This is a genomic window from Bartonella grahamii subsp. shimonis, assembly GCF_036327415.1.
Taxonomy (GTDB): domain Bacteria; phylum Pseudomonadota; class Alphaproteobacteria; order Rhizobiales; family Rhizobiaceae; genus Bartonella; species Bartonella shimonis.
Genome location: NZ_CP123961.1, coordinates 1 through 17,168 on the forward strand (window position 1 = coordinate 1; position 17,168 = coordinate 17,168).

The 17,168-nt window shown below is 40.9% G+C and carries 21 protein-coding genes; 3 read left to right on the forward strand and 18 right to left on the reverse strand.

All coding sequences use genetic code 11. The annotated features are described in order from the left end of the window. Positions 1–476 precede the first annotated feature (476 nt). A complete protein-coding gene (locus QHG57_RS00005; protein WP_330168130.1) occupies positions 477–800 on the forward strand; it encodes a hypothetical protein in 324 nt (107 codons plus the stop codon). Positions 801–2,134: 1,334 nt separating this feature from the next. Here QHG57_RS00005 and QHG57_RS00010 read toward each other — a convergent pair. From QHG57_RS00010 to QHG57_RS00065, 12 genes are all read right to left on the reverse strand, one after another. Then, a complete protein-coding gene (locus tag QHG57_RS00010; RefSeq protein ID WP_330169216.1) occupies positions 2,135–3,304 on the reverse strand; it encodes a DUF6990 domain-containing protein in 1,170 nt (389 codons plus the stop codon). A gap of 18 nt (positions 3,305–3,322) precedes the next feature. Continuing rightward, positions 3,323–3,694, reverse strand: a complete 372-nt coding sequence (locus QHG57_RS00015; RefSeq protein ID WP_330169217.1) for a hypothetical protein — start codon at positions 3,692–3,694, stop codon at positions 3,323–3,325. 1,082 nt (positions 3,695–4,776) lie between these two features. Beyond that, positions 4,777–5,007: a hypothetical protein gene (locus tag QHG57_RS00020; RefSeq protein WP_330169218.1), complete on the reverse strand. Its 231-nt coding sequence runs from the start codon at positions 5,005–5,007 to the stop codon at positions 4,777–4,779. A 134-nt stretch (positions 5,008–5,141) separates the two neighbouring features. Next, positions 5,142–5,708 carry a hypothetical protein gene (locus QHG57_RS00025; RefSeq protein ID WP_330168134.1) on the reverse strand — a complete coding sequence of 189 codons (567 nt, stop codon included), beginning with the start codon at positions 5,706–5,708 and terminating at the stop codon, positions 5,142–5,144. A 1,213-nt stretch (positions 5,709–6,921) separates the two neighbouring features. Then, the gene (locus QHG57_RS00030; protein WP_330169219.1) at positions 6,922–7,479 is read right to left on the reverse strand and encodes a hypothetical protein; all 558 of its coding nucleotides are present in this window, start codon (positions 7,477–7,479) and stop codon (positions 6,922–6,924) included. A gap of 231 nt (positions 7,480–7,710) precedes the next feature. Further along, positions 7,711–7,932 carry a hypothetical protein gene (locus QHG57_RS00035; RefSeq protein ID WP_330169220.1) on the reverse strand — a complete coding sequence of 74 codons (222 nt, stop codon included), beginning with the start codon at positions 7,930–7,932 and terminating at the stop codon, positions 7,711–7,713. Between the two features lie 196 nt (positions 7,933–8,128). After that, entirely contained in the window at positions 8,129–8,404 is a 276-nt protein-coding gene (locus tag QHG57_RS00040; protein WP_330169221.1) for a hypothetical protein, read from the reverse strand. 43 nt (positions 8,405–8,447) lie between these two features. Then, the gene (locus tag QHG57_RS00045) at positions 8,448–8,609 is read right to left on the reverse strand and encodes a hypothetical protein (protein WP_330169222.1); all 162 of its coding nucleotides are present in this window, start codon (positions 8,607–8,609) and stop codon (positions 8,448–8,450) included. Then, the gene (locus tag QHG57_RS00050) at positions 8,597–8,737 is read right to left on the reverse strand and encodes a hypothetical protein (RefSeq protein ID WP_330169223.1); all 141 of its coding nucleotides are present in this window, start codon (positions 8,735–8,737) and stop codon (positions 8,597–8,599) included. The genes QHG57_RS00045 and QHG57_RS00050 overlap by 13 nt, the downstream gene beginning before the upstream one ends. A gap of 155 nt (positions 8,738–8,892) precedes the next feature. After that, positions 8,893–9,033, reverse strand: a complete 141-nt coding sequence (locus QHG57_RS00055; RefSeq protein ID WP_330169224.1) for a hypothetical protein — start codon at positions 9,031–9,033, stop codon at positions 8,893–8,895. Positions 9,034–9,207: 174 nt separating this feature from the next. Further along, positions 9,208–9,384, reverse strand: coding sequence for a hypothetical protein (locus tag QHG57_RS00060; protein WP_330169225.1), 177 nt, complete (start codon positions 9,382–9,384; stop codon positions 9,208–9,210). Between the two features lie 64 nt (positions 9,385–9,448). After that, positions 9,449–9,577, reverse strand: a complete 129-nt coding sequence (locus QHG57_RS00065) for a hypothetical protein (RefSeq protein ID WP_330169226.1) — start codon at positions 9,575–9,577, stop codon at positions 9,449–9,451. A gap of 477 nt (positions 9,578–10,054) precedes the next feature. Between QHG57_RS00065 and QHG57_RS00070 the strand changes: the two genes are divergently transcribed. Both QHG57_RS00070 and QHG57_RS00075 read left to right on the forward strand, forming a co-directional pair. Continuing rightward, positions 10,055–10,618 carry an NADPH-dependent FMN reductase gene (locus QHG57_RS00070; protein WP_330168143.1) on the forward strand — a complete coding sequence of 188 codons (564 nt, stop codon included), beginning with the start codon at positions 10,055–10,057 and terminating at the stop codon, positions 10,616–10,618. An 18-nt stretch (positions 10,619–10,636) separates the two neighbouring features. Further along, positions 10,637–11,143 carry a Rossmann-fold NAD(P)-binding domain-containing protein gene (locus tag QHG57_RS00075; RefSeq protein ID WP_330169227.1) on the forward strand — a complete coding sequence of 169 codons (507 nt, stop codon included), beginning with the start codon at positions 10,637–10,639 and terminating at the stop codon, positions 11,141–11,143. Positions 11,144–13,497: 2,354 nt separating this feature from the next. Here the strand turns inward: QHG57_RS00075 and QHG57_RS00080 are convergent. The 6 genes from QHG57_RS00080 to QHG57_RS00105 all read right to left on the reverse strand — a co-directional run bounded on the left by QHG57_RS00080 (position 13,498) and on the right by QHG57_RS00105 (position 17,155). Then, positions 13,498–13,623: a hypothetical protein gene (locus QHG57_RS00080; RefSeq protein ID WP_330169228.1), complete on the reverse strand. Its 126-nt coding sequence runs from the start codon at positions 13,621–13,623 to the stop codon at positions 13,498–13,500. A 541-nt stretch (positions 13,624–14,164) separates the two neighbouring features. Next, positions 14,165–14,341, reverse strand: a complete 177-nt coding sequence (locus QHG57_RS00085) for a hypothetical protein (RefSeq protein ID WP_330168147.1) — start codon at positions 14,339–14,341, stop codon at positions 14,165–14,167. A gap of 46 nt (positions 14,342–14,387) precedes the next feature. Next, on the reverse strand, positions 14,388–14,930 hold the full coding sequence (locus tag QHG57_RS00090; protein ID WP_330169229.1) for a hypothetical protein: 543 nt from the start codon (positions 14,928–14,930) through the stop codon (positions 14,388–14,390). Positions 14,931–14,976: 46 nt separating this feature from the next. Next, complete coding sequence (locus QHG57_RS00095) at positions 14,977–15,129, reverse strand: hypothetical protein (RefSeq protein WP_244596093.1); 153 nt, start codon at positions 15,127–15,129, stop codon at positions 14,977–14,979. A 412-nt stretch (positions 15,130–15,541) separates the two neighbouring features. After that, entirely contained in the window at positions 15,542–15,832 is a 291-nt protein-coding gene (locus tag QHG57_RS00100) for a hypothetical protein (protein WP_330168148.1), read from the reverse strand. 171 nt (positions 15,833–16,003) lie between these two features. After that, on the reverse strand, positions 16,004–17,155 hold the full coding sequence (locus QHG57_RS00105) for a DUF6990 domain-containing protein (RefSeq protein WP_419196329.1): 1,152 nt from the start codon (positions 17,153–17,155) through the stop codon (positions 16,004–16,006). Positions 17,156–17,168 lie beyond the last annotated feature (13 nt).

The window sequence follows — 17,168 nt, forward strand, 5'->3', positions numbered from 1 at the left end:
TTTTATCCATAAGAGGATGCACTCCAGCCCTCAAAGAGTGCATCCTTCCCCTCAAACGGATACCGCCCTGACCCTAGGCAAGCATCCAATCCCATGAGAGGATGCACTCCAACCCTTCAAAGAGTGCATCCTTCCCCTCAACGGGTTTTACTCAACTTTCATCGCATCTCATTCTTATGAACCCTCATTTTTATGAATCTTTGATCAAAGGTACAAAAAAGAAGTTTGCTAGCAACTATTGTATTACCCAACTTATGGAATTCCCCTTCCATACAAAGCTTTCAAACTTTTTTACACCTTCATAAAATATGAATATGAAAGAATTCATTAAGGCAATTAAGGGTAAATTTTGTCAATTTATAGACAAACTTTATTCTTTTTTGTGATTGTTGTATTTTTACTATAGTTATTTAAACAGGATTTATATATGATACATCCCGATATTTATTTATAGAAATAAATATAGGAGAAAAACTATGAATATCAGATATTTTTTCATAGCAGGGGCAATTACAAGTGGTTTAGCTCTCGCGATTCAAAAATCTGATCGTATAGTCAATAAACAACCCTCTCCTATTGTTGCTCCTTATACTATTGATAAAACATATTTACGATTTTTTAAACAAGTAAGGAACACATCGGATACATTGAATATACTGAGAGTAAATAATAGAAGCGCATCAGAACAAGCATCAATAAACGATATATACGAAAAAGGAAAAACTTTATTGAATGCAATATCTAGTTTTTTAGGGTCATTTATTATATATTTCATACAAACAGTTTCTACTAGAGTATAAGATACAAAAATTCATTAAAATAAGATTATACACATTTTGTATATATTATAAAATTTAAATAAAAAGGCCCTTTTACAATGGGGCCTTTGTTTTAGTTTAATTTTTATTATGTTTTTATTTTTATTGACCAAATATCGCCGCTTTCAAAAATAACATTTTTTACTTGTCCTCACACTTCAAGCGACAAAGGCTCTGCTCCTAGCTCCTCCCCCATAGCGCTTTAGTCAATCAGGGGCCACAATCCTTTTGTTCTTCCCAAAAACTCCTCTGTTTTCAAGAAAATAATTCTACATCCCCTACGCCATCGGATTTACTTCCAAATCTCCATGAACCAGACTGAAAAACACAAAAATACCCTAAATTTCGTACCAATATCCCTCTACATTGAGATGCTGTTATTGAGATGTGTTATTGAGATGTGTTATTGAGATGCTGTTGAAGCTTAACAAGCGCAGCTTTATTGGCAAGCACTGTTTCAAAAGACAAAAAACACCTCAAAAGCAAAAGACCTTAACACGGCCCAAAATAACATTTTTTACTTGTCCTCACACTTCAAGCGACAAAGGCTCTGCTTCCTAGCTCCTCCCCCATAGCGCTTTAGTCAATCAGGATCCGCAATCCTTTTTTTCTTCCAATAAATTCCTCTGTTTTCAAGAAAATAATCCTACATCCCCTACGCCATCGGATTTACTTCCAAATCTCCATGAACCAGACTGAAAAACACAAAAATACCCTAAATTTCGTACCAATATCCCTCTACATTGAGATGCTGTTATTGAGATGCTGTTGAAGCTTAGCAAGCGCAGCTTTATTGGCAAGCACTGTTTCAAAAGACAAAAAACACCTCAAAAGCAAAAGACCTTAACACGGCCCAAAATAACATTTTTTACTTGTCCTCACTTCTCGAATAATGAGGGCTCTGCTCCTTAGCTCCCCCCATAGCGCTTTAGTCAATGGAGCTTTCCCATAGCGTTTGAATAAACGATTATTTATGAGTATTTTCTAACAAAAAAGGAACCGTCTTTAAAAAGATAGCAGAATTTATAATTAATTTTTCTCCATTCTATCAAACTTATGTAAATATGATCATTTCTGATGAAATATACTGTTGATTTCCTGCTTCTTCGAGGCTGGTTTCACCAAAGTCACAGGACATTGGCCAGAACCCTATTCTTGAGGATCAAGCCATTTTCAGTCTATTTTAACATCTTGGCTATTATTCTTGATTTTTCGAGCACTTTATTTTGCTCTGGTGTGAAAAGTGTGAAAGCGCCTCAATCATAGGACTTTCACATCTTTCAAATAAAGGGGCTTTTCTTCAACAGGAGAGTAAACTAATCAATGTTTATATCCATAAATGCAGGTTCACCATCTTTGATATAAGTAATATCAGGAGCATGTTTTACCCCCTCTGCTTCAATCACGAGCTGTTCATCACTCACAATATATCCTTGTTCCCTTAATTCTTGTTTTTTCTCCTCGACTATTTTTTTATGAAAATCTCGTTTTTGATTACACGTATTAGGGGATCTCACTCTGAAAAGCTGATAGTCTATGGCTATAGACCACTTTTCAGCAACCCGTTCCAGCAGATCGTAACTGAAATTTCCTGCCCCTTTCACTTCTTGAGCGATCTCTATCGCGCGTTCCAAATGAACTTTTTCAATGGTTTCATCAAAGCCAAGCTGGTCCCCAGCCGTAAAACTTTCATCATAAGAAGCTAAAGTCTCAACATCGCCCAGCAAGGCAAGAGCAGCAAGATGCAGCAAAGCATAAGGTGCAAACTCTACGTCCTCTACGTCATCATCCAATGCCCAAGATAAAGAGTCTTTTTCCCAAGGGGGAAGACGATATTGAGAGCGAAACATTTCATGCAAAGAATCATCTTCCATTGTCCATTCTAAAGTTTTCTCAAGAGCTTTCTTTAAACGCGCAGCACTCACTTTTTCTTCAAAAATTCCCAATCCATTGGATACAAAATTCATAAATACCGTTGGCAAAACCCCAGAATTATGAGGATTAATCGTCTGACAAGCCGCAGCAAAAATACCGCTCATAATTAAAAGTCCACGATCAAAAGGTGAAAATTCTTCCACTGGTTTCTCGTTATAGAGAAACTGCACTTCGCGATCTGGTAAAAAGAGGGTTGCCAAATAATCTCCTTTTCCCTCGATTTCCACCGACCATCCCAAGCTTCTTAAAAGCCCTGTTGCACTTTCTATCGTGAGAATTTCATCATCATCATAATCGACAGGGAACTCTTTTTCCTTTAGTTGCAAACGCCTCTCCTGCACCACGGCTTCATCTTTCCAAAATTGCTGCGTTGCAAGATCATTTTCTTTAAGCACTCTTTCCAGCTCGCCTTTCACTTGGAAATTCATTTTCATCCGTTTAAAGACAGAGGTATAAAGAGCCAAAATAAGCATGATAATGATCATGAAAATAGCAATCATCACCCAGAACTCGGGATTTAATAGAAGTACTGCTATAGGACCACTGTTCATTTTCCCCTCTCTCAATCTTTAAAAAAGCCCGTGCGACAGAGAGCTTATGTGCTCTTGTACAGAGATTGCTTCTTCTAGTTTCTGAATATTTTTTTCCAACTCACACATCACTTTGGTGCGAAGCCGTAACATAACCGGAATCAAGAAAAGTGCACAGGCCATTATGGCGAGAGTCGTTTTAAAGAGAACGGCATGCACAACATATTGCCACCCTGTCAGCTGCCAATTTAATACATCTGGTATTTCTAGAACCATTCTCCACATGATAATGATAACAGCCATAGCAAAGATAATTTTATAATCCTTTGCTGAAAGCAACGCTTGCTGGAGCGAAAAAGAATGCGCTTCTTTATGCGTTTCTTGCTCTGATGTCCAATTTTGCTCCTTCATGTATTTCCCCTCTCTCAATCTTTAAAAAAGCCCGTGCGACAGAGAGCTTATGTGCTCTTGTACAGAGATTGCTTCTTCTAGTTTCTGAATATTTTTTTCCAACTCACACATCACTTTGGTGCGAAGCCGTAACATAACCGGAATCAAGAAAAGTGCACAGGCCATTATGGCGACCGTCATAATAAAAACAATAATATTCCTAGTACCTTGCCACCCTCTTACCTTCCTCACACTTCAAATAGTGAAATTTTTAAACCGCACCAATTTGTAAACAATAGTCACAATCCTTTTTTTCTTCCATAAATTCCTCTGTTTTCAAGAAAATAATTCTACATCCCCTACGCCATCGGATTTACTTCCAAATCTCCATGAACCAGACTGAAAAACACAAAAATACCCTAAATTTCGTACCAATATCCCTCTACATTGAGATGCTGTTATTGAGATGTGTTATTGAGATGTGTTATTGAGATGCTGTTGAAGCTTAACAAGCGCAGCTTTATTGGCAAGCACTGTTTCAAAAGACAAAAAACACCTCAAAAGCAAAAGACCTTAACACGGCCCAAAATAACATTTTTTACTTGTCCTCACACTTCAAGCGACAAAGGCTCTCTCCTTAGCTCCTCCCCCATAGCGCTTTAGTCAATCAGGATCCGCAATCCTTTTTTTCTTCCAATAAATTCCTCTGTTTTCAAGAAAATGATCCTACATCCCCTACGCCATCGGATTTACTTCCAAATCTCCATGAACCAGACTGAAAAACACAAAAATACCCTAAATTTCGTACCAATATCCCTCTACATTGAGATGCTGTTATTGAGATGTGTTATTGAGATGTGTTATTGAGATGCTGTTGAAGCTTAGCAAGCGCAGCTTTATTGGCAAGTACTGTTTCAAAAGACAAAAAACACCTCAAAAGCAAAAGACCTTAACACGGCCCAAAATAACATTTTTTACTTGTCCTCACACTTCAAGCGACAAAGGCTCTGCTTCCTAGCTCCTCCCCCATAGCGCTTTAATCAATCAGGATCCGCAATCCTTTTTTTCTTCCAATAAATTCCTCTGTTTTCAAGAAAATGATCCTACATCCCCACTTCAATAGGATTCATTAAAAAAACTCTATGAACAAGGCCTCTAAAAATACGAAAACACCCCATATACCCGGGACCACCTGCTTCCAAAACCGTTCCTTCCTCACATTTCAAACAATGAAGTAAGTCCCAAGCGCTCACTCTAGGCTCTAAACCCCACGGGCTTTTATTCCCTTTAATCAATAATGGTCCATAATCGGCTTTTCTTCCACTCAATGCCATCCTCAACACTGCGCCTTAGAGCAATATTTACGGCCCCCCCCCATGAAAGAGCACAACAAATATCAGAGGCAAAATGGTATAGAGAGCCATCCCTATAAATGCTTATCGCCCCATGATTAACCATTTTTCCCTTCTCATGACTTCTCAAACGCTGTATCCTGTTCTTGCAAGACGTTTTTCAGTTCTTTTTTAAAAAAGCGATACGTTCTCACCTGCTTGAAAACAAAATAATAAAGTTGTAAAATCATCATGGGAATAACAGCAAACCACACTGTCACGAACACAAGCATGAGACCCAATATTGTAACAAGAATATCACTCCATTTTTCTCTATCGCCTTTTTTATACCGATCCTTTTGATCGGTTATTTTACCCCGTTGCTGGTTTATTTCTTTCAATTTTCGAGTATTTTTTACCAACAAACGCCACAATATGATGCAGAGTATCAACATAACTGGGAACAAGACCCAAACACACACTGTAATAACTTGCCAAAACGTACACAGAGAGAGAAAAAGGGGTGTATCCTGCCACCCTGTCAAGTTCTCTTTGCTGCCTAAGGATTGGAAAAAGAAAATCCTGTTGCACAACTCAATAATGAGGGAGAGAAAACAAATGACAACATACTCTCGCACAGAAAAATAATCTTTCTCGAAAAAATGGCGTAGTCCATTACAAAATGCTGAATTTTTCCACTTCATTGCTCTTCCCTTTTTATGAAAAATGCATTTCTTTATCTCACGTCTTTATCTCATGCTTGCTCTTTTAAGAACCACTAAAAGTGCGATGCATGGCGCCTTCCTTATTTTCAACAAAAACCCCGACTTTCTAAAAGCGCAGTTGCTCTTCCAAATGATTAAGAGCATCCTCATCATTACAAACGAAAATAGGCTCTCCTCTTTGCCTGACGATTTTCCAACTATTCAGCCCCTCTTCTAGTGTCACGAGCTTCTAAACATTGCCTCTCCCCCCTCACGATAGCTACAAAAGTGCCTTGTCACGCTCTTTTCTTACGCGTTTTAATGCCCGTCTCACTCTACAATACGTTCTCACCTGCTTAAAGACACCATAATAAAGTTGTAAAAACATCATGGGAATAAAAGCAACCACCAATGTCACGCACATAAGCACGAAAACAAATATCATGACAAGAATATCGTCCATTTTCCAGTTCACACTTTCTTTATATCGATCCTTTTGATCGGTTATTTTACCCCGTTGCTGGTTTATTCCTTTCAATTTCCGAATATTTTTTACCAACAAAAACCACAATATGATGTAGAGTATCAACATAACTGGGAACAAGACCAAAACACACACTATAATAACTTTCCAAAACGCATACAGAGAGAGAAAAAGAGGTGTATCCCACCACCCTGTCCGTTCTCCATTGCTACCCAAGGATAGGAGAAAGAAAATCTTGTTCCACAGCTCAAGAGAGAAAATGTTGTACTTTTTGCTATCCAAGGATGAGAAAAAGAGAATCCTGTTCCACAGCTCAAGAAAGAAAATCCTGTTGCACAACTCAATAATGAGGGAGAGAAAACAAATGACAACATGCTCTCGCTCAGAAAAAATACTTTTTTCGAAAAAATAGCATAGTCCATTACAAAATGCTGAATTTTTCCACTTCATTGCTCTTCCCTTTTTATGAAAAATGCATTTCTTTATCTCACGTCTTTATCTCATGCTTACTCTTTTAAGAACCACTAAAAGTGCGATGCATGGCGCCTTCCTTATTTTCAACAAAAACCCCGACTTTCTAAAAGCGCAGTTGCTCTTCCAAATGATAAGAGCATCCTCATCATTACAAACGAAAATAGGCTCTCCTCTTTGCCTGACGATTTTCCAACTATTCAGCCCCTCTTCTAGTGTCACGAGCTTCTAAACATTGCCTCTCCCCCCTCACGATAGCTACAAAAGTGCCTTGTCACGCTCTTTTCTTACGCGTTTTAATGCCCGTCTCACTCTACAATACGTTCTCACCTGCTTGAAAACAAAATAATAAAATTCTAAAATGAGCATGACAACACCCGCAGGAAAAAAGACGTCTAGCAGAAATATCAACCAAAAGTATACGATAAAAAAACGGCTTATTTTTTCTCTATCCTTTTTTACCGGATTATTTTGTTGTTCAGTTGTGTGACCCCGTTGCTGGATCGCCTCTTTTAATTGCTGAATCTTTTTTTTCAACAAATACGTTAAGATGAGATAAAGCACCAATAAAACAGGCATCAAGGCAATAACACACACCATGATGACTTCACGCAGCACAAAAAGCGCTAAAAGAGTGCTATCCTGCGATACACTCAACGACCACTTGGATTCTAATGGGATCAAAAGAGCTTTATGACCTATCCCAATAAGGATAGAAATAAAACAAATGATAATATGATCTTTATAAGAACGAAATGATTTTCCAAAAACAAGAGAGCGCAGTTTGTTATAAAATGTGGAATTTTTCCACTTCATTGCTCTTCCCTTTTTATGAACTGTTTGTCCATGGCTTTTATAAGGACACAAACAATCTCTCAAGTAAAATTTCGTCCATTATCGTCAAACAGCCCCCCAGAGAACACTTGTATTACATATTTGTGTTGCCAATACTTCATTTTGCCAATTCAACTTCATTTTGCCAATTCACGTGCTTGTTTTAAAGAAACATCTCTCAACACTTCCAAACCAATGCGCGTCCACCCTATTTCATGAACAACACCCATGAAAGATATAACTCTGATAAATATCCCCTCTATAAAATTCCCCTATTGTTTCAATAAAAAGTGTAATCCGGTGCCATTCATATACGCCGCCTGCTGCCGCCTGCAACAGCCACACCCAGCCCCCTGCAACAGCCACACCCCCCCTACGACAGCCATATAAACCGCGCCCTACGACAGCCATAACCCACGCCCCTGCAACAGCCATATAACCCGCTCCCTACAACAGCCATAACCACGCCGCCTACAAAGCCATACCCACACCGCCTACAAAGGCCATACCCCCCCTGCAACAGCCACACCCCCCCTACGACAGCCATATAAACCGCGCCCTACGACAGCCATAACCCACGCCCCTGCAACAGCCATATAACCCGCCCCCTACAACAGCGACACCCAGCCCCCTACAAAGCCCATACCCCGCTCCCTACAACAAGCCATATAACCCGCCGCCTACAAAGCCCACACCCAGAGCCCCCTACAAAGCCCATAACCACGCCCCTGCAACAGCCATATAACCCGCTCCCTACAACAGCCATACCCCGCCCCCTACAGCCATACCCACAACCCCCTACAGCCATACCCACGCTCCCTACACGACAGCCATAACCCACGCTCCCTACAACAGCCATACCCGCGCCCCTACAACAAGCCATAACCACGCCCCCTACGACAGCCATAACCCACGCCCCTTACAACAGCCATACATAACCCGCACCCCCTCTACAAAGCCATACCCACACCCCCTACAACAGCCACACCCAGCCCCCTACAACAGCCATAACCACGCCCCTTACAACAGCCATACATAACCCGCACCCCCTCTACAAAGCCATACCCACACCCCCTACGACAGCCATAACCCACGCCCCTTACAACAGCCATACATAACCCGCACCCCCTTCTACAAAGCCATACCCACAACCCCCTACAGCCATACCCACGCTCCCTACACGACAGCCATAACCCACGCCGCCTACGACAAGCCTAACCACGCCGCCTACAACAGCCACACCCAGCCCCCTACGACAGCCACACCCAGCTCCCTACGACAGCCATACCCGCGCCCCCTACAGCAAGCCTAACCACGCCCCTGCAACAGCCATAACCCACGGCCCCCTACGACAGCCATAACCCACGCCCCTTACGACAGCCATACCCGCGCCCCCTACAGCAAGCCTAACCACGCCCCTGCAACAGCCATAACCCACGGCCCCCTACGACAGCCATAACCCACGCCCCTTACGACAGCCATACCCGCGCCCCTTACGACAGCCATACCCGCGCCCCCTACAGCAAGCCTAACCACGCCGCCTACAACAAGCCATAACCCACGCCCCCTACAAAGCCCATACCCCGCTCCCTACGACAGCCATAACCCACGCCCCCTACGACAGCCATAACCCCCGCCCCCTACAACAGCCATAACCACGCCCCCTACAACAAGCCATACCCACACCCCCTACAATAGCACCCCCGCCCCCTACAACCATACCCCGCGCCCCCTACGACAGCCATAACCCACGCCGCCTACAGCAAACCATACCCCGCCGCCTACAAAGCCCATACCCCGCCCCCTACAACAGCCATAACCCACGCCGCCTACAACCATACCCACACCCCCTACAACAAGCCTAACCACGCCCCCTACAAAGGCCATACCCCCGCTCCCTACGACAGCCATACCCCGCCTCTACAACAGCCATACATAACCCGCACCCCCTCTACAAAGCCATACCCACACCCCCTACAAAGCCATACCCCCGCTCCCTACGACAGCCATACCCCCGCTCCCTACGACAGCCATACCCCGCCTCTATGAGAGCGCTTATCATTTGAAATGATAGAAGCATTTTTATTCTTTTCTCAATTGTTTTCCGCCCCCTTTATGACAGAAAAAATAACTTTCATTGATTTGCAAATGAGAGCACAATAAGCGCGTTTGAAATGAGAAAATCTAAAACACTCTTATTCTAATTAAAAAGGATCAATTCTCACGATCATTCAAAATATGACGATATATTCCATTTTTCATTGGGGATCTTGCAAGCCAATAGCTAAGAATATATTCATAAAAACGCTTCTAAGACACAAGACAGCCGCTATTCTTGAGATCACGCGTTTTAATATTAATGAAAGCACTGACATTTCCGTGCAAGTTTGAGGTGTTGTTTTGTCAACAATCTTGTTAGCATGGATTGATTCTATAACTATGCGATATCATCACAATTGCTCTTTATGGACAGCATAATGATATGCGTCATTTTACTTACAATTCTTTAGAAGCCTTGCGTTATAGGCTTGTCGAGAAAAAATAAAGGAGAATCCTATTGAATATAGCAATTATTTTGGGGTCTGTGCGCCAACCTTCATTAACACGAACTTTAGCCAGTTATTTAGCAAATTGTCTCATGAAGCGGGGTGCATCACTTCATTGGGTTGATTTACGTGACACCCCCTTGCCGATGACAGACCCAGACTATCATCATCAGGTAGAGGCTAATCCAAGTGCTGCGGTTCGTCAGTTTGTAAAAACCATTGCAGCGGCTGATGGCGTTATTCTAGCAAGCCCCCTTTATCAAGGATCTTATTCGGGTGTTTTAAAAAACGCTCTTGATAATTTAAGCTATAATGCCTTTTTAAATAAACCTGTTGGGCTTATCTCTCATGGAAGTACCGCCAAAAAATGTGCACAACCGTGTGAACATTTAGTGCCGGTGGTTCGCACACTTTATGGGTATGCACTCCAATGCCAAATCGCCTCTTCCAACGAAGATTTTTCCTCAGATGATGAAGGTCGTACTTGGAAAGTTATAAGCGAAGAGGTACAAACGCGTTGTGAACGTCTTGCTGATGAAATGTGCACATTTTTAAAGCAACGAAGTGGGATTTAAAACAACGAGGGAAGGGGCATGAAAAAAAGGATGTGCGGCTATCGTTATTTAGTGGTAGGCGGTACAGGAATGCTTGCCCCTTTGTGTCAATCACTAGAGCCAAAAGAAGTGATTATTGCTGCACGCTTTCTTTCAAATAAAGTCCAGTTTGAGGCATTACAAAAACAGCATATGTGCGTACCATTGGACTATGATTGTGCAGCATCAAAGGCGCAATTTTTAGAAGCTGTAAGTCAATGGCGTGATCTAAAATATTGCATATTATGGATTCATTCGCCCGCCCATGCATTTTCTTGCGCATTAATTGAGCGATTGGCTCTTTTGCCCACACCACCATGTATTCTTCATATTTTTGGTTCCAACACGCATGATCAAATGATTACCGATTGCGCGCGCAAAAACAAGGTTGATTTCATACCCATTCAATTAGGACAAAAAACAACGTCAAAAGGTTCACGATGGCTAACCCATCAGGAGATAAGCCAACAGATACTAGATGCCATAAAAAACCATATGAATAAATAAAACTTATGATCAATACCTATGCTTTGCAAAGAAGCAGGGGGCCCTCAATCTCCATCCATACCCGAACATCTTCTTGAAACCCCATACTCTCTAAATCATAGGGACTTTAAAAACGAATAATTCCCTCCCTACCCCTAAAACAGCATCCCTATATCAACAGCTCCAGAACCAAACGGTTTTACCCTTCTCACACGGGCTTATCCCCCTCTCACAGTTTATTATCTTTTATTACCTTCACGCGACTTATTCCCTTCTCACGCGACTTATAAAGCATAATCTTATGGGGCGTTATGGTATAAAACTTACAACAGCAAATTATGTTTAGAATTTTTTATCTATTTTAAAACTAACCTCCCCCCCCACCTCAAAGAACGGAAGTTTTTACAGGACGTAAGGTTTCCACGAAAATCTTCTCTTTCTACAATCCCAATTTTAGTGGGTTTGACTTGACTTCCCACGCATAGTCTTCCCTTAATAGTTATACCCGACAAGCTTTTTTAAGAAATTTCAACGCGCTCCTTAAAAAAACACTTAAACGTACCAAGAAAGCTTATATCAAAACAGAATTTTATAACATCATAGGATGATATATTATAAAAAACACCATACCAAAACCGAATGAGAATCAAACACCCTTACAGTCAGCGTGCAAAAAGCACTCTCATATGGTAAGAATGATAAAAAAGTTGCACAATAAACTGAAAAGAAAAAACCAATAGAAAACACAATTAGCAAATATGGTTGCTTTAAATGCATTTTTACGCCAGAAAAGAAGAAAACGTAAAATAAAGAACCGTAAAACTTTCAAGCCATCAAGCTCAAAAAACAAGTGGTGAATTCAGCTAAATTTAAGGCCTTATAAGGAAAACTACTGATCATATACAAGATATACCAAAGATACGAAAACCTTCTCTCAATTTATACAAAAAGAGATCACCAGCTCTTTACAGCTCTTCAAATCATGAAATTTACAAAACCATCACCAATTAAATTTTTAAAAGCTAATCTTTTAAATAAATTGAGACAAAACGCTTCACCTCCCCTCACATCCAACCTTTTCCCTCATCCTCCACATACACCTTCCCCACCACAAAACTCCCCCCCTCACTATTTCAATCTTAACGCCCTCCACACTCCAGCCTTCACGGCTTCCATTGGCGCCCTCTTCTCCCCAAGTGCCCCACAACCAACACGGCTTTTCACCACCCCCCACGTCCTTGCCTTTTACAGTTCCACGTTTTTACGATTTTGCAAATTCACAGAAAACAAGCAAACTTCCAATAAACAACCCCTTTGAAACCTATCACCAGCCTATTACAAGCTTATCACAAACCTATTACAAGCCTATTAATGGGCATCAGCCTTTTTCACAAAAAACGCCCCTATTCCAATGAGGCATTCCACACTCCAGCCTTCACGCTTTCATTGGCGCCCTCTTCTCCCCAAGTGCCCCACAACCGTCACAGCTCTTGAACATTCCCACTTCCTAGCCTTTTACAGTTCCACGTTTTTACGATTTTGCAAATTCACAGAAAACAAGCAAACTTCCAATAAACAACCCCTTTGAAATCTATCACCAGCCTATTACAAGCTTATTACAAACCTATTAATGGGCATCAGCCCTTTTCACACAGAGATAGCGTAAAATGAGAAAAACAGTTGATACCCTCCTCCCAAGCTATGAAGCAATGGCATGATCTAAAAACTTATGCCCCCCATGACATGAGTGCTAAACGCGCTTTTTCAGCGCTGCATTTAATTGTTTCGTAACTTTGTAATACGATATCAAACGCTTGATAAAAGAAATATACAGTGCCACACCTGCACTTTATTTTCCTTATCTTTTCAACGCCATTCCACATACACCTTCCCCACCACAAAACGCCCCTATTCCAATGAGGCATTCCACACTCCAAGCTTCACGCTTTCATTGGCGCCCTTTTCTCCCCAAGTGCCCCACAACCAACACGGCTTTTCACCACCCCCACTTCCTAGCCTTTACAGTTCCACGTTTTTACGATTTTGCAAATCCACAGAAAACAAGCAAACTTCCAATAAACAACCCCTTTGAAATCTATCACCAGCCTATCACAAGCTTATTACAAACCTATTAATGGGCATCAACCCTTTTCACACAGAGATAGCGTAAAATGAGAAAAACAGTTGATACCCTCTTCCCAAGCTATGATCCCAAGCTATGAAGCAATGGCATGATCTAAAAACTTATGCCCCCCATGACATGAGTGCTAAACGCGCTTTTTCAGCGCTGCGTTTAATTGTTTCGTAACTTTGTAATACGATATCAAACGCTTGATAAAAGAAATATACAGTGCCACACCTGCGCTTTATTTTCCTTATCTTTTCAACGCCATTCCACATACACCTTCCCCACCACAAAACGCCCCTATTCCAAAGAGGCATTTCACACTCCAAGCTTCACGGCTTCCATTGGCGCCCTTTTCTTCCCAAGTGCCCCACAACCGTCACAGCTTTTCACCCCCCCACTTCCTTGCCTTTACAGTTCCACGTTTTTACGATTTTACAAATTCACAGAAAACAAGCAAACTTCCAATAAACAACCCCTTTGAAACCTATCACAAGCTTATTACAAACCTATTACAAGCCTATTGCCAGCCTATTAATGGGCATCAGCCTTTTTCACAAAACGCCCCTATTCCAAAGAGGCATTTCACACTCCAAGCTTCACGGCTTCCATTGGCGCCCTTTTCTTCCCAAGTGCCCCACAACCGTCACAGCTCTTGAACATTCCCACTTCCTAGCCTTTTACAGTTCCACGTTTTTACGATTTTGCAAATTCACAGAAAACAAGCAAACTTCCAATAAACAACCCCTTTGAAACCTATTACAAGCATATCACAAGCCTATTAATGGGCATCAGCCTTTTTCACACAGAGATAGCGTAAAATGAGAAAAACAGTTGATACCCTCTTCCCAAGCTATGATCCCAAGCTATGAAGCAATGCCATGATCTAAAAACTTATGCCCCCCATGACATGAGTGCTACACCCGCTTTTTCAGCGCTGCATTTAATTGTTTCGTAACTTTGTAATACGATATCAAACGCTTGATAAAAGAAATATACAGTGCCACAATGGGTATTGTTAAGAACAAATCAAAAACACCCCCCAGCAAGATCATTAAAACCGCTGTAGCAACTGCCGCCATTTCGTAATGCATTTTATCCCCTTCTCTTTATAAATTGATTTGTGTGGTATAAATTGATTTATTGGGTTGCTTCAGTCACTTCTTCCAATTGCTGAATTTTCTTTTTCAACCGAGAGGTTAAAATTTCACGAAGGATCACAACAACAGGAATCGTTGCAAAAATAGATACAGATAAAAAAAACCAGAAAAACAAGAGAATGACAATATACATAAATCTGCTCTCATCTATCTCATCTATCCCTTTAAAGAAAATCACATAGACATAAACTTTGAAAAACATAATGATGAAAGAGAGGCATGCGTGGATGATATAATCTTTGCGTGAAAAAGCGAGCCATTTTTTTAATGAATGGGAACTTATTTTTGTGTTCAGTGCTAAGTTTTGCTGCACGATCTCTTTGAGGCTTTTTTCAGAGAAACAAAAATGCTGCGGCTGTTCTTTCATCAAACGTCTTTGTTTTTTCACTCTGTAATAGAGCCTCAAACGCTTGATAAAAGAAATATACAGTGCCACAATGGGTATTGTTAAGAACAAATCAAAAACACCCCCCAGCAAGATCATTAAAACCGCTGTAGCAACTGCCGCCATTTCGTAATGCATTTTATCCCCTTCTCTTTATAAATTGATTTGTGTGGTATAAATTGATTTATTGGGTTGCTTCAGTCACTTCTTCCAATTGCTGAATTTTCTTTTTCAACCGAGAGGTTAAAATTTCACGAAGGATCACAACAACAGGAATCGTTGCAAAAATAGATACAGATAAAAAAAACCAGAAAAACAAGAGAATGACAATATACATAAATCTGCTCTCATCTATCTCATCTATCCCTTTAAAGAAAATCACATAGACATAAACTTTGAAAAACATAATGATGAAAGAGAGGCATGCGTGGATGATATAATCTTTGCGTGAAAAAGCGAGCCATTTTTTTAATGAATGGGAACTTATTTTTGTGTTCAGTGCTAAGTTTTGCTGCACGATCTCTTTGAGGCTTTTTTCAGAGAAACAAAAATGCTGCGGCTGTTCTTTCATCAAACGTCTTTGTTTTTTCACTCTGTAATAGAGCCTCAAACGCTTGATTAAAGAATAATAAGGCGCCACAATAATCATATTCACGAAAATGGCAAAAACTGTAACTGCATTTAGAAGAAAACATCCAACCGGCAGAAACAAAATAAAAACCGCAGCCTCACTCCTCATAGCCATAACCTCATTGAATAATCTCTCGCTGCTTTATTTCTTCTTTCAGTTTTTTCTTTATTTTTTTCAATTTGCGCTCTTTAAAACGACGAAGTCCCCAAAGGATCGGAAGCGGTGTGAGAAGACAAAACCAAATCAACACCGGTAAAAGAAAAATAAGAGAACCAATCCCCTCCCATCTTGTCCATTGCAACGGCTGTCCCAGAGATTTTGCACCCGCAGGAACTTCCAAAGCCATCATGATAAAGCATGTGCAAACCATGATGAAAAATGATCGGCCTATCATTTGATACTTTTCCATCCCTTTACACCTTTCCACTGAAAGCACCATAAATTTTTTGAATGAAAAGAAAGACTCTTCAAATGTTACATTTTTCTCCTGCATTGATCCCCTCTGCTTTTATACGGCACGTTCTTTACGCGCCATTTTAAGGTTTAAGCTCTTTTTAATTTATCTAAACTCTTTATTTTCTCAATAAATTTTTTCCTCAATCCTAATTTCTACATCCATATATTCTAACTCCCCATCCTTTATGTAAAGAATATCGGGACGATAGTTTTTTCCATCAACCTTACAAATCGCGTCCTTTTCGTAAACGAAATATCCCCGTTGCCTTAATTCTTCTCTTTTTTCCTCGATCAATTTTTCATAAGAATCTCTTCTTCTATTACACAAACTGGGATCTGTAGCTCTAAAATATTCATAGCTCTCCACTTCCATGGAAAAATCCTTTGCCGTTTGTTGAAGCAAATCGTAACTGGGTTGCTTTGTCTTTTTCACGGCTTGAGCAATCACCATCGCGCGTTCCAGATGCTCCTCTTCGATACTTGTCTCAAAGCCCAGCTTCTCACCTTCCATAAAGCTTTTGTGATAAGCGTGTAAGGTTTCAACATCACCCATCAAAGCCAGAGCTGCAAGATAGCGCAGCGAATAAGAAGTCAACTGAGGGACTACAATTTTGTTTTCCCAAGGCAGGATGCAATATTGAGAGCGAAGCATGTTGCCAAGATCAACATCTGTCATTGCCTTTTCTAAAGCTTTCTCGAGTGCACAGCGTAAATGTCCAACACTTACCTTTTCTTCAAAAATTTCCAACCCCTTTACATCAAAACTCAATTCGAGAGCAATCAAGCCTCCAGAATTATAAGGGTCTATCGTTTGGCAAGCCGCCGCATGGATACCAGAGCCCACCGCAATTGCAAAATCAAATTGCGGATACCCCTTCTCATCATTATAAAGAAACTGTACTTCACGATCTGGTAAATAATAGGTGGCCAAATGGTCTCCTTTCTCTTCAATTTTCACCCTCCACCCCAAGCTTTTTAACAGCGCCGTTGCACTTTCCATCGTTAAGATTTCCTCATCAGAAAGAGAAAAAGCTTTTTCATCAGATAACGGCTTAATCATCGGCATTTCCCCACTAGACGGCTCAAAAGCGATAGGTTGTTTAAGCACGCGCCTTAGTTCTTTTGTCACTTGGCAATACAGTCTCACTCGCTTGAAAGTAGAGTAATACAATGCCCCAATAAACATCGTGACCACAGCAGAAAGCAGCGTGAAGAACGTCAAGTTCACACCCCATGAGAATATAACAATAATATCTATCATTTTAAGATCTATCATTTTCCCCCTCCCT

Excerpts from the sequence above, each read along its gene's own strand:
- QHG57_RS00025 (WP_330168134.1), bottom strand. The coding sequence starts at position 5,708 with ATGAAGTGGAAAAATTCAGCATTTTGTAATGGACTACGCCATTTTTTC.
- QHG57_RS00075 (WP_330169227.1), top strand. The coding sequence starts at position 10,637 with ATGAAAAAAAGGATGTGCGGCTATCGTTATTTAGTGGTAGGCGGTACA.
- QHG57_RS00060 (WP_330169225.1), bottom strand. The coding sequence starts at position 9,384 with ATGGCCTTTGTAGGGGGCGTGGTTAGGCTTGTTGTAGGGGGTGTGGGT.
- QHG57_RS00010 (WP_330169216.1), bottom strand. The coding sequence starts at position 3,304 with ATGAACAGTGGTCCTATAGCAGTACTTCTATTAAATCCCGAGTTCTGG.
- QHG57_RS00020 (WP_330169218.1), bottom strand. The coding sequence starts at position 5,007 with ATGGCATTGAGTGGAAGAAAAGCCGATTATGGACCATTATTGATTAAA.
- QHG57_RS00085 (WP_330168147.1), bottom strand. The coding sequence starts at position 14,341 with ATGCATTACGAAATGGCGGCAGTTGCTACAGCGGTTTTAATGATCTTG.
- QHG57_RS00065 (WP_330169226.1), bottom strand. The coding sequence starts at position 9,577 with ATGCTTCTATCATTTCAAATGATAAGCGCTCTCATAGAGGCGGGGTAT.
- QHG57_RS00100 (WP_330168148.1), bottom strand. The coding sequence starts at position 15,832 with ATGGAAAAGTATCAAATGATAGGCCGATCATTTTTCATCATGGTTTGC.
- QHG57_RS00090 (WP_330169229.1), bottom strand. The coding sequence starts at position 14,930 with ATGCATTACGAAATGGCGGCAGTTGCTACAGCGGTTTTAATGATCTTG.
- QHG57_RS00045 (WP_330169222.1), bottom strand. The coding sequence starts at position 8,609 with ATGGCTGTTGTAAGGGGCGTGGGTTATGGCTGTCGTAGGGGGTGTGGG.
- QHG57_RS00015 (WP_330169217.1), bottom strand. The coding sequence starts at position 3,694 with ATGAAGGAGCAAAATTGGACATCAGAGCAAGAAACGCATAAAGAAGCG.
- QHG57_RS00040 (WP_330169221.1), bottom strand. The coding sequence starts at position 8,404 with ATGGCTGTCGTAGGGGGCGTGGTTATGGCTTGTTGTAGGGGCGCGGGT.
- QHG57_RS00095 (WP_244596093.1), bottom strand. The coding sequence starts at position 15,129 with ATGTATATTGTCATTCTCTTGTTTTTCTGGTTTTTTTTATCTGTATCT.
- QHG57_RS00005 (WP_330168130.1), top strand. The coding sequence starts at position 477 with ATGAATATCAGATATTTTTTCATAGCAGGGGCAATTACAAGTGGTTTA.
- QHG57_RS00035 (WP_330169220.1), bottom strand. The coding sequence starts at position 7,932 with ATGGCTGTTGCAGGGGCGTGGGTTATGGCTGTCGTAGGGCGCGGTTTA.
- QHG57_RS00105 (WP_419196329.1), bottom strand. The coding sequence starts at position 17,155 with ATGATAGATCTTAAAATGATAGATATTATTGTTATATTCTCATGGGGT.
- QHG57_RS00030 (WP_330169219.1), bottom strand. The coding sequence starts at position 7,479 with ATGAAGTGGAAAAATTCCACATTTTATAACAAACTGCGCTCTCTTGTT.